Raw genomic sequence first — 11,861 nt, 5'->3', positions numbered from 1 at the left:
GAATAAACTGGCAGCGAAGGAGTATAAATATGCGTAAACTCATTACTTTAGTAGCCCTTGTGTTAGGCTCAGGTCTTGCGCATGCTGAAACGAATAATCAATTACTAGATTGTGTGGATAAGACAAGCTTAACGTTTGATGCAAAATTTGTTGCTCAGCACATTGAGCAAAGTAGTCAGTTCCAACACGCACAGCAAAACATCATCAATTTGGCCGATGCTAATTCTGATTTTGCTGTTGCCACAATAAGTCTTGATCCCAAGACGCTAAACATTGAGATTGTCGCTCATCATGATGCTGGACAAACTGCGCTTTTGACTAAGCCGGCTCAATAAGATTTATATCTTAAACACACAAAACCCGCACAATGTGCGGGTTTTGTCGTTTTAGAATAACCGATTGAGTCTTACTTACTTCATATGGCAGTCTCGCTGGAATGACACCGCTTTGTCTATTTACGCAGGTTGTAGCAATTGTAATCTTACAAACTGCCAGCGTTGTTTTTGTTCCATAAACGCTTGCTTGAGTTCGTCGCAGGTGTGCTGTAAATCTATTTTATCGACTGTCTTTTGTAATTGGCGTTGTTGTATGCGCATCAGACGTTTACGTGATGCATAATACGCATTACATCTCTCGACTAGCTCGTGATATTCAGACTCGAGTTTTTGCATGATCACTTCTGCATTAGGTACATGTGCAATTTTGTGCTTTGCCTTGAGCAACTGCATGGAGAATTTGGCTTGCTGAATTCGATCTTCCGGAACCGTACGCAGGTTTTTGGTTAAGCCAATCCACGACAAAGATTTAATCAGCCATTTCGTAGGATCATACTGCCACCAGCGAATGCCATTGCGATAGTCGTATTCAAAGATGTGGTGATAGTTGTGATACCCTTCACCAAAAGTAAATAGAGCTAGTATGCCATTATCGCGTGCAGTGTTCACATCTGTATAAGTCTGCTTGCCCCAAATGTGTGCCAGAGAGTTGATAAAAAAAGTGACGTGATGCACTAAAACTAGACGACAGACCCCTGCAATCAAAATCATTTCAAAAATGTTGCCGTTGAGCCAACCAATGAATCCAGTGATGCCGAAATTGGCAATTAAGACAATCGCAATATAGTGATTGTGTTGCCACATTACGATTTTGTCTTTAAGCAAATCTTTGCAGTTTGAATAATCACTGTAACGAACCGGTTGATATTCCCTTAACATCCAGCCAATGTGTGAGTACCAGAACCCTTTTTTGGCTGAGTAGGGATCTTTATCATTATCGTCAACGTGACGATGATGTACCCGGTGATCGGAAGACCAGTGTAAAATACTGTTTTGCAATGCCATGGCACCGCCGACTGCGAGTACAAATTTAACGATGGGATGAGCATCATAGGTCTTATGCGACCACAAACGATGGTAACCCGCAGTGATCGACATCCCAGTATAAAAAAACAACAATATCGTCACAATGACGGTACTGGTCTCGACTCCATGTGTTATAGCCCACCAAGGAACTCCGATTAGAGTAATCAGGGTTAAAACAGAAAAAATGATAACATTTAACCATATAAATGGTGGTTTGGATGGTGTCTTAGGCATGTCGAACTACTTTGTTATATATCTGGCTGTTAAATTTCAGCGTACACGTGTAAGCTAAACATAAGTTAAATCTCTTTGTAACGCAAGTAGTCATAAGTCTGATGTCGCAAAAAGTCACCCGTGAACAACAAAAACAGCAAACAAGACAAAATATTATTAACGCTGCTTTTGCCAGCCTTGATGCAACCAAAAGTTTATCTGCAGTGAGTTTGCGAGAGGTGGCGAGAGTAGCGGGTATTGCTCCTACATCTTTTTATCGACATTTTAAAGATATTGATGAACTCGGTTTGACTTTGGTAGATGAAGCCGGATTGACTTTGCGTCAATTGATGCGCAGCGCAAGGCGACGGATCTCATCTGAACGAGGGGCGATCAGTATCTCAGTGGACACATTTGTAGAATTTGTATTGGCACACAATAATGTGTTTCGTTTGCTCTTGCGTGAACATACCGGTACTTCTGCTGATTTTAGAGCAGCAGTGCTGAGGGAAATTCAGCATTTTACCGATGAATTAACAGGTTATATTGTTATTCAGGAAAAAAAGCCGGAAGCGGTCGCTCAAATGCAGGCTGACGCAATGGTCAAAATTGTATTCAGTGCAGGCGGTGAGTTATTAGATGCAAGTGATGTGCAAATAGAGGGGATCACAGAGCGCACCAAACGCCAATTGTATATGGTACATTTTGGTGCGACTGCATTGATGAGTAGAAGAATTTAAGCCTTGCGTTGCAAGAATACACCGGCCTCAATATGGTGAGTAAATGGAAACTGATCAAACAACGCGGTTTGTACGACATCATGGGTCTTAGTCAAATGTACAAGGTTGTCAGCTAATGTATCAGGGTTACAAGATATATAAATGATATTGTCGTACTCACTGATCATTTCACAGGTTTCCTTATCCAATCCTGCTCTTGGTGGATCGACAAGTACCGTTTGCAAATCATAATCGGACAGCTCAATCCCCTCCATACGGCGAAAGGTTCTTACGCCACGTTGGGCTTCGACAAATTCTTCACTAGACATCCGTAAAATAGTGCAGTTATCAGCATTGTTTTGTTCTATGTTGTACTGAGCTGCACTGACTGATGTTTTGGATATTTCAGTCGCCAGCACTTTATTAAAGTAGTTAGATAGTGGAATACTAAAATTTCCAGCACCACAATACAGTTCTAACAGATCACCTGTGAGTTGCTTTCCAATATCCGCAGCCCATTCTATCATCTTACAATTCACCAGTGCGTTGGGTTGAGTGAAACTGTTTTCTATGTGTTTAAATGTATAGTTATTATCGTGTATCGGTAAGGTTTCGATGACGTAATCCCGCTCAACAACGCGTTTTTGTTTTTTGGCGCGACCAATAAAATCAATTTGGTATTTTTGATTAAGTTGCTCCTTTAATGCGCGAATATGCGTTTCCCATTCATCATTTAATTGTCGATGATAAAGTAAAGAAACGAGCACTTGGTCATTGAGGCAACTTAAGTAGTCAATTTGAAATAATTTTTGGCGTAAAATCGGGGTGCTTTTCAAACCTTGTATGACATCAACCATTGCTTGGTTAATTAATTTATTAGCTGCTGGTAGTTGGTCAACTCGATATTTTTGCTTGGTATCTTGGTCGAACATGATGTGATATAAATCATCCCCATCATGCCATACACGAAATTCTGCCCGCATCCGATAATGCTGTGATGTTGACTGGACTATGTGTGTGTTAGATAAAATCGATGCTGGAACGATTGGTGACAATAAAGAGCGAAGACGAGATGTCTTCGCATCTAGTTGAGAGGTGTATTCAGTCATTACCTTTTTCTTTTGCTAGACGAACTTTTAATGTTCTTTCGGAAAACTCAGTATCATTTAAATTATCAATCATGCGTTGCGCATCGTTTGCGCCAACTTCGACAAAGCCAAAACCTTTACGTTTTCCACTGCGACGATCTTTCATTAAGCGCACAGAATCAACGTAACCATATTGTTCAAAATGTGTTTTGATTGCTTTTTCAGGAACCTTATATGCAAGATTTCCTATATATAGTGTAGTGAGGTCATGACCGTCTGTGATTTTTTTGTGTTGGGGTTTCTTTGTTGTACCACTGTTACTAGATGCTGAGGACTGATGTGGTGTGGTAAGTGTGACAATTATCCAAGTACCAACAGTACCGAAAATAAAAGCGTATAGTTGCTCAAGAGTGAGCATAGACGTTGTAAAATGGATTAAAAAACCGAGCAGCAAAAAGAAGATGATTAAGATAATAGATGAAACTTTCATAATAATACCTGTAGTTATAATAATAGGTGAGTGCGCTATGTTACTCCGATTGTGTGAATAATCAAATTAGAGGGAACTGGCATTAAAGTATGAGTATGAATGACCGATTAATGCCGGTAATTGTGTGCTTTTTAGACGCTTTGAGCAAAATTTGAGTGAAACACAAAAAAGTAGATGTTTTTTGATAAAAAGTGTTGACGTTCGAAATGAAGTCTGTAGAATGCGCATCTCGCTTGAGGGGGTAACCCAAAACAAGCACTGAAGTTTCGGCTTCAACGTTCTTTAACAATCAGATAACAAGACAATTTGTGTGGGCACTCATTAAGAGTGTCACAACGACAATTCATATTTCGATATATTTTAATTGAAGAGTTTGATCATGGCTCAGATTGAACGCTGGCGGCAGGCCTAACACATGCAAGTCGAACGGTAACAGGAAGTGCTTGCACTTTGCTGACGAGTGGCGGACGGGTGAGTAATGCTTGGGAACTTGCCTTTGCGAGGGGGATAACTATTGGAAACGATAGCTAATACCGCATAATGTTTTCGAACCAAAGTGGGCTTAGGCTCACGCGCAAAGAGAGGCCCAAGTGAGATTAGCTAGTTGGTAAGGTAAAGGCTTACCAAGGCGACGATCTCTAGCTGTTCTGAGAGGAAGATCAGCCACACTGGGACTGAGACACGGCCCAGACTCCTACGGGAGGCAGCAGTGGGGAATATTGCACAATGGGGGGAACCCTGATGCAGCCATGCCGCGTGTGTGAAGAAGGCCTTCGGGTTGTAAAGCACTTTCAGTGGTGAGGAAAAGTTAGTAGTTAATACCTGCTAGCCGTGACGTTAACCACAGAAGAAGCACCGGCTAACTCCGTGCCAGCAGCCGCGGTAATACGGAGGGTGCGAGCGTTAATCGGAATTACTGGGCGTAAAGCGCACGCAGGCGGTTTGTTAAGCTAGATGTGAAAGCCCCGCGCTTAACGTGGGATGGTCATTTAGAACTGGCAGACTAGAGTCTTGGAGAGGGGAGTGGAATTTCTGGTGTAGCGGTGAAATGCGTAGAGATCAGAAGGAACATCAATGGCGAAGGCAGCTCTCTGGCCAAAGACTGACGCTCATGTGCGAAAGTGTGGGTAGCGAACAGGATTAGATACCCTGGTAGTCCACACCGTAAACGCTGTCTACTAGCTGTATGTGTATTTAATACGTGTGTAGCGAAGCTAACGCGCTAAGTAGACCGCCTGGGGAGTACGGTCGCAAGATTAAAACTCAAATGAATTGACGGGGGCCCGCACAAGCGGTGGAGCATGTGGTTTAATTCGATGCAACGCGAAGAACCTTACCTACACTTGACATTCAGCGAACTTAGCAGAGATGCTTTGGTGCCTTCGGGAACGCTGGGACAGGTGCTGCATGGCTGTCGTCAGCTCGTGTCGTGAGATGTTGGGTTAAGTCCCGCAACGAGCGCAACCCTTGTCCTTAGTTGCCATCATTTAGTTGGGCACTCTAAGGAGACTGCCGGTGACAAACCGGAGGAAGGTGGGGACGACGTCAAGTCATCATGGCCCTTACGTGTAGGGCTACACACGTGCTACAATGGCGAGTACAGAGGGAGGCGAACCTGCGAGGGTAAGCGGACCCCTTAAAGCTCGTCGTAGTCCGGATTGGAGTCTGCAACTCGACTCCATGAAGTCGGAATCGCTAGTAATCGCAGGTCAGCATACTGCGGTGAATACGTTCCCGGGCCTTGTACACACCGCCCGTCACACCATGGGAGTGGGATGCAAAAGAAGTAGTTAGTCTAACCTTCGGGAGGACGATTACCACTTTGTGTTTCATGACTGGGGTGAAGTCGTAACAAGGTAACCCTAGGGGAACCTGGGGTTGGATCACCTCCTTACTAAGAAAGTCGTAGACTTCTTAATGTAGTGTTCACACAGATTGTTTTGTTATTAATGAAGAAAGACAAAGACGCCTAAGATTGCAGGCCTGTAGCTCAGCTGGTTAGAGCGCACCCCTGATAAGGGTGAGGTCGGCAGTTCAAGTCTGCCCAGGCCTACCAAAATTTGCGTAAGCTGCGTTGGACAATCGCTTGTGTATTATTAATACACGACGCTCATGTCCGCCTTGCCTACCCAAATTTTCGCTGTACCAAGATTTGCTTGGAAGGTGTGGTGGTTAGCAACTTGGGGTAGTCTAGCGATACATTGGGGCTATAGCTCAGCTGGGAGAGCGCCTGATTTGCATTCAGGAGGTCAGCAGTTCGATCCTGCTTAGCTCCACCATTTATCGCAAGTGTGGTTTGTCTGAAGGAAGAATGCCTTAGTGTTTATATATGAAGTTATGTATAAACATTAAGGTTTTTTAAACCTTATATGTTCTTTAACAATTTGGAAAAGCTGATATTAATTATATTCTATAACGATATAGTAACTGAGAGAGTTTGATAGTGTTTCGACATTATCCAACGTCTTAACTACTTTATCTGACGAACTGTGATTAGCTTGTCACCATGCAACGAAGCTTGTGTTTTATATGCAAGTGGAATGGATAAACCGAATGCTTAAACATGCCAACTCTCATGTGTTGGCGCATACAAAAGGCGGTTTAGGGTTGTATGATTAAGTGACTAAGCGTATACGGTGGATGCCTTGGCAGTTAGAGGCGATGAAGGACGTGTTAATCTGCGATAAGCTTTGGGGAGCTGATAAAACGCGTTATACCCAAAGATTTCCGAATGGGGAAACCCACCACTTGTTGGTATCTTGCACTGAATACATAGGTGTAAGAGGCAAACGCGGGGAACTGAAACATCTAAGTACCCGTAGGAAGAGAAATCAATTGAGATTGCCTTAGTAGCGGCGAGCGAACGGGCAACAGCCGATGGATATTGTGTTAGTGGAACAAGTTGGAAAGCTTGGCGATACAGGGTGATAGCCCCGTACATGAAGACGCAATGTTCACATATTAAGTAGGTCGGGACACGTGTTATCTTGACTGAAGATGGGGGGACCATCCTCCAAGGCTAAATACTCCTAACTGACCGATAGTGAACCAGTACCGTGAGGGAAAGGCGAAAAGAACCCCTGTGAGGGGAGTGAAATAGAACCTGAAACCGTATACGTACAAGCAGTGGGAGCACCTTCGTGGTGTGACTGCGTACCTTTTGTATAATGGGTCAGCGACTTATATTTAGTAGCGAGGTTAACCGATTAGGGGAGCCGTAGCGAAAGCGAGTGTTAACTGCGCGTCTAGTTGCTAGGTATAGACCCGAAACCCGGTGATCTAGCCATGGGCAGGTTGAAGGTTGAGTAACATCAACTGGAGGACCGAACTCACTAATGTTGAAAAATTAGGAGATGACTTGTGGCTGGGGGTGAAAGGCCAATCAAACCGGGAGATAGCTGGTTCTCCCCGAAATCTATTTAGGTAGAGCCTCGGACGAATTCCATTGGGGGTAGAGCACTGTTAAGGCTAGGGGGTCATCCCGACTTACCAACCCTTTGCAAACTCCGAATACCGATGAGAACTATCCGGGAGACACACGGCGGGTGCTAACGTCCGTCGTGGAGAGGGAAACAACCCAGACCGCCAGCTAAGGTCCCAAAATATTGCTAAGTGGGAAACGATGTGGGAAGGCTAAGACAGCTAGGAGGTTGGCTTAGAAGCAGCCACCCTTTAAAGAAAGCGTAATAGCTCACTAGTCGAGTCGGCCTGCGCGGAAGATGTAACGGGGCTAAGCAATATACCGAAGCTGCGGCAGCATACTTGTATGCTGGGTAGGGGAGCGTTGTGTAAGCTGTTGAAGGTGAGTTGAGAAGCTTGCTGGAGGTATCACAAGTGCGAATGCTGACATGAGTAACGATAATGGGGGTGAAAAACCCCCACGCCGGAAGACCAAGGTTTCCTGTCCCATGCTAATCAGGGCAGGGTAAGTCGGCCCCTAAGGCGAGGCAGAAATGCGTAGTCGATGGGAAACGGGTTAATATTCCCGTACTTGTATAATCAGTGATGGAGGGACGGAGAAGGCTAGGCCATCGTGGCGTTGGTTGTCCACGTGAAAGTGCGTAGGGTTGATTACTAGGAAAATCCGGTAGTCTATATGCCTGAGACACGAGACGAGGCTCTACGGAGCTGAAGTGGTTGATGCCCGGCTTCCAGGAAAATCTTCTAAACTTATGATTATATGAACCGTACCCCAAACCGACACAGGTGGTCAGGTAGAGAATACTAAGGCGCTTGAGAGAACTCGGGTGAAGGAACTCGGCAAAATAGTACCGTAACTTCGGGAGAAGGTACGCCCCTGTCTGTGATGGAACTTGCTTCCTAAGCGGATGGGGGTCGCAGTGACCAGGTGGCTGGGACTGTTTATTAAAAACACAGCACTGTGCAAAATCGAAAGATGACGTATACGGTGTGACACCTGCCCGGTGCCGGAAGGTTAATTGATGGGGTTAGCGTAAGCGAAGCTCTTGATCGAAGCCCCGGTAAACGGCGGCCGTAACTATAACGGTCCTAAGGTAGCGAAATTCCTTGTCGGGTAAGTTCCGACCTGCACGAATGGTGTAACCATGGCCACGCTGTCTCCACCCGAGACTCAGTGAAATTGAACTTGCTGTGAAGATGCAGTGTTCCCGCACCTAGACGGAAAGACCCCGTGAACCTTTACTACAGCTTGGCACTGAACATTGAACCTACATGTGTAGGATAGGTGGGAGGCTATGAATCATTGTCGCTAGATGATGTGGAGCCGTCCTTGAAATACCACCCTTGTATGTTTGATGTTCTAACATAGGCCCCTTATCGGGGTTGTGGACAGTGTCTGGTGGGTAGTTTGACTGGGGCGGTCTCCTCCCAAATAGTAACGGAGGAGCACGAAGGTTAGCTAATCACGGTCGGACATCGTGAGGTTAGTGCAATGGCATAAGCTAGCTTAACTGCGAGACAGACACGTCGAGCAGGTACGAAAGTAGGTCATAGTGATCCGGTGGTTCTGAATGGAAGGGCCATCGCTCAACGGATAAAAGGTACTCCGGGGATAACAGGCTGATACCGCCCAAGAGTTCATATCGACGGCGGTGTTTGGCACCTCGATGTCGGCTCATCACATCCTGGGGCTGAAGTCGGTCCCAAGGGTATGGCTGTTCGCCATTTAAAGTGGTACGCGAGCTGGGTTTAGAACGTCGTGAGACAGTTCGGTCCCTATCTGGTGTGGGCGTTGGAAGATTGATGGGAGCTGCTCCTAGTACGAGAGGACCGGAGTGGACGAACCGCTGGTGTTCGGGTTGTTTTGCCAAAGGCATTGCCCGGTAGCTACGTTCGGAACGGATAACCGCTGAAAGCATCTAAGCGGGAAGCCGGCCCAAAGATGAATCTTCCCTAGACCTTTAAGGTCTCTAAAGGGTTGTTGTAGACGACGACGTTGATAGGCAGGGTGTGGAAGCGTTGCAAGGCGTTAAGCTAACCTGTACTAATTGCCCGTGCGGCTTAATCATACAACGCCTAAGCTGCTTGCGACAAGGTAAGCGCAAGGTGTGTGACAAGCCAAGTGTAGAAATACACACAATTACAGAACAAAGATAAAGTAGTGTTACTTATCAATAGAGAATAGAGCGATATCAGATTTTTCCAGATAGTTAAAGCATAACCAGTTTATGCTTGGCGACGATAGCAATACGGAACCACCTGACTCCATCCCGAACTCAGTAGTGAAACGTATTAGCGGCGATGGTAGTGTGGGGCTTCCCCATGTGAGAGTAGCACATCGCCAAGCTCCCAATAAAACAACCCTCAGCCTTACGGCTGGGGGTTTTTTATTATGTCTGGTATATGAGTGCTACTCGAACGCAGTGACCAAATCGTCAGGAACGATTTGGAACGACCAAAGGTCGGCCCGAAGGGCGGAGGGCAGGATGCCCGGAGTAATGTAGCACATCGCCAAGCTCCTATTAACGAAAAAGCCCACCTTGTGTGGGCTTTTTTGTTTATGCAGCATAGCAATATGATGTGCTGGCATTGGAGAGTGGCATATCGTCCACCGTCGGTAGACCTCACCGGGACGGAGCTCCTAATAAAACACAAGGCTCACCCTAAAGGGTGGGCCTTTTGTGTTTCTGGGGTTTAATTATGTGCTACTCGAACGATACGCCGATAATCACCGCATTGTGATCTGAAGCCCTATACGGACTATCATTGCGAAAATTTTGAGGCTTTTTGCGGTCACTGCGAACCAAGTGACGTTTATAGTCTAACGCAATAGGCTCAGCGGCATTGCTGTGCCAGACTTTAGCATCTACAACAAAACTCATGCCCTGTTGATTGGCAAGTACATAGTCGAGTGAACCTACTTCACCCCTAAAACTATAGGTATAACTGCCGTTATTAAATGCGTTTACCGTATTGACCAAACCTGCAGATTCGAAAGTTTTTATTGGGTCTTCTTTGGCGTAACTATTTAGATCTCCGACAATATAAATGGGCATATCAGAAAAATTATCAGATAACCATCGTGTTAGGCCTTGAGCAGCACGGGTACGGGTACCATTACAATTGCCCTGTAATATAGAATCATCATCTATACCACAGCTGCTACCTTTGGATTTTAAGTGATTAACATTGACGACAAAAGATCGGCCTGACACTTTGTCTTGGAATATTTGGGTAAAAGAAGGACGATTTCGACGAGTATCAAAAAGAGGACCTTGTTCATCTTTTGGTGAGTTCTCTCCAGTGAGCACTAAGAGATTACCTTGTGGACTCACGGCTTCAGGCTGGTAAATAATGCCTACTGAGATTGAATCATTACCAATTGCTGATTCATTTCTACCGATGTAATCATACTTGCGTTTACCGTTAGCTTGATTGAGCGCATCAACCAGCTGTGCAATGGATGAGCTCGCATCATAACCATCATTTTCTAGTTCGTTTAATCCAACTACATGCGCATCCATAATAAGGATGGTATTGACGATTTTTTTAAGTTGTAGATTATATTCTTCGAACGTATCTGCTCCTCGTTGAGTAGGAAAACCATTTCTTTGTCCATTTCCGTTGAATAAGTTAAGGACATTGAAACTCGCGATTCTCAAATCACCTTGTAACTTAGGTATCTCTGGTCGCGAAGCACGACTCACTGTAATTGCTCCACTAGTGCGAATGCGATATCGTTCAAAACTAAAATCAACTACCCCTCGCACCGATGTAAGAGTACTACCGTTCCGTAATGAGTCATCTGCGTTCAAGGGAATTAGCAACTGGTTTAGTGATGGGGCTCCATTAGCCATGTCATCAATGGTCACTTGGCTGCGTGCATTTAGGGCTTTAAGTTTTGATGCCTCTGGAGTGCGCGGTTCAAAAACATCAGTGGGTTGCATCAGTAATTGGTTGCCAATGGTGAGTTCATTGTATCGAGTATAATTATAGGTATTGAGGATGACTGTCGGTTGCTTGATTTCGACATGCATACCTTCTATGGTTTCCCAATCAAAGTCCTCCGCTAATGGTAAAGTCATTGTGACTGACTGGATATTTTCTTTTCCACAGGGTCTAGACACACCTATCGCTTTAATCTGTGTCATGCCAAAATGTTCCTGCACTTCGCCGCGAACGCTTACGATATGACCCACCTCAATATCAGGCAGAATTTGGCTAAAGACAAATAGACCCTCTGATGTCTTTGGATTACCGTCCATATCCTCAGCTTCTTCCTGTATGAAAAACCCCTTTAGTTGGGGAGCAACCGCAGTAATGATGCCTTGCACCTCGACATCTTGTCCCACGAGCGGTGAGACATCGTCAGAGCCCTGAATCGTGTGAATATTTACTTTTTTGGCGCCGAGACTCTGACACTGATTGAACCAATGACCAACGATGCCCGCACTTACTTGATGGGAGAAAACCGTCAAAAAGATAATAGTGAAGTTTAGATAATTTCGTCTCATACAATACGCCTAATTAAACAAAGACTGATAGCCTGTTGATGAATATCAACAATATA

The 11,861-nt window shown here is 45.0% G+C and carries 6 protein-coding genes, 2 tRNA genes and 3 rRNA genes; 7 read left to right on the top strand and 4 right to left on the bottom strand.

What is annotated here, in order from left to right:
• Positions 1-29: 29 nt before the first annotated feature.
• Positions 30-335: a pyridine nucleotide transhydrogenase gene (locus tag NLG07_RS00745; protein WP_254855786.1), complete on the top strand. Its 306-nt coding sequence runs from the start codon at positions 30-32 to the stop codon at positions 333-335.
• 120 nt (positions 336-455) lie between these two features.
• Here the strand turns inward: NLG07_RS00745 and NLG07_RS00740 are convergent, their stop codons facing one another.
• Positions 456-1,595: a fatty acid desaturase gene (locus NLG07_RS00740; RefSeq protein WP_254855785.1), complete on the bottom strand. Its 1,140-nt coding sequence runs from the start codon at positions 1,593-1,595 to the stop codon at positions 456-458.
• A gap of 101 nt (positions 1,596-1,696) precedes the next feature.
• On the opposite strand from NLG07_RS00740, the gene fabR reads away from it, so the two are divergent.
• Positions 1,697-2,314: an HTH-type transcriptional repressor FabR gene (fabR, locus tag NLG07_RS00735; RefSeq protein ID WP_254855784.1), complete on the top strand. Its 618-nt coding sequence runs from the start codon at positions 1,697-1,699 to the stop codon at positions 2,312-2,314.
• Here the strand turns inward: fabR and trmA are convergent.
• Positions 2,311-3,402, bottom strand: coding sequence for a tRNA (uridine(54)-C5)-methyltransferase TrmA (gene trmA / locus NLG07_RS00730; RefSeq protein WP_254855783.1), 1,092 nt, complete (start codon positions 3,400-3,402; stop codon positions 2,311-2,313). The two genes, fabR and trmA, sit on opposite strands and share 4 nt — an antisense overlap.
• The gene (locus NLG07_RS00725; RefSeq protein ID WP_254855782.1) at positions 3,395-3,871 is read right to left on the bottom strand and encodes an RNA-binding protein; all 477 of its coding nucleotides are present in this window, start codon (positions 3,869-3,871) and stop codon (positions 3,395-3,397) included. Before NLG07_RS00725 ends, trmA begins: the two co-directional genes overlap by 8 nt.
• Before the next feature lie 361 nt (positions 3,872-4,232).
• Between NLG07_RS00725 and NLG07_RS00720 the strand changes: the two genes are divergently transcribed.
• From NLG07_RS00720 to rrf, 5 genes are all read left to right on the top strand, one after another.
• Positions 4,233-5,765: ribosomal RNA gene (locus NLG07_RS00720) — 16S ribosomal RNA — on the top strand.
• A gap of 85 nt (positions 5,766-5,850) precedes the next feature.
• Positions 5,851-5,927, top strand: a tRNA-Ile gene (locus NLG07_RS00715).
• Between the two features lie 147 nt (positions 5,928-6,074).
• Positions 6,075-6,150: transfer RNA gene (locus NLG07_RS00710), tRNA-Ala, on the top strand.
• 334 nt (positions 6,151-6,484) lie between these two features.
• A 23S ribosomal RNA gene (locus NLG07_RS00705) occupies positions 6,485-9,360 on the top strand.
• Positions 9,361-9,522: 162 nt separating this feature from the next.
• Positions 9,523-9,638 (top strand): 5S ribosomal RNA (gene rrf, locus NLG07_RS00700).
• Together the 16S, 23S and 5S rRNA genes with 2 tRNA genes alongside form the textbook arrangement of a ribosomal RNA operon.
• A 358-nt stretch (positions 9,639-9,996) precedes the next feature.
• On the opposite strand, the gene NLG07_RS00695 is transcribed toward rrf, so the two are convergent.
• Entirely contained in the window at positions 9,997-11,805 is a 1,809-nt protein-coding gene (locus NLG07_RS00695; protein ID WP_254855781.1) for an ExeM/NucH family extracellular endonuclease, read from the bottom strand.
• Positions 11,806-11,861: the final 56 nt, after the last annotated feature.

It is taken from the genome of Alteromonas sp. LMIT006 (assembly GCF_024300645.1).
GTDB lineage: Bacteria > Pseudomonadota > Gammaproteobacteria > Enterobacterales > Alteromonadaceae > Opacimonas > Opacimonas immobilis.
This window is presented reverse-complemented; position numbering and strand designations above follow the sequence as displayed.

What these genes read in the sequence shown, in the direction of transcription:
- NLG07_RS00745 (WP_254855786.1), top strand. Translation starts at nt 30, where the DNA reads ATGCGTAAACTCATTACTTTAGTAGCCCTTGTGTTAGGCTCAGGTCTT.
- NLG07_RS00740 (WP_254855785.1), bottom strand. Translation starts at nt 1,595, where the DNA reads ATGCCTAAGACACCATCCAAACCACCATTTATATGGTTAAATGTTATC.
- fabR (WP_254855784.1), top strand. Translation starts at nt 1,697, where the DNA reads ATGTCGCAAAAAGTCACCCGTGAACAACAAAAACAGCAAACAAGACAA.
- trmA (WP_254855783.1), bottom strand. Translation starts at nt 3,402, where the DNA reads ATGACTGAATACACCTCTCAACTAGATGCGAAGACATCTCGTCTTCGC.
- NLG07_RS00725 (WP_254855782.1), bottom strand. Translation starts at nt 3,871, where the DNA reads ATGAAAGTTTCATCTATTATCTTAATCATCTTCTTTTTGCTGCTCGGT.
- NLG07_RS00695 (WP_254855781.1), bottom strand. Translation starts at nt 11,805, where the DNA reads ATGAGACGAAATTATCTAAACTTCACTATTATCTTTTTGACGGTTTTC.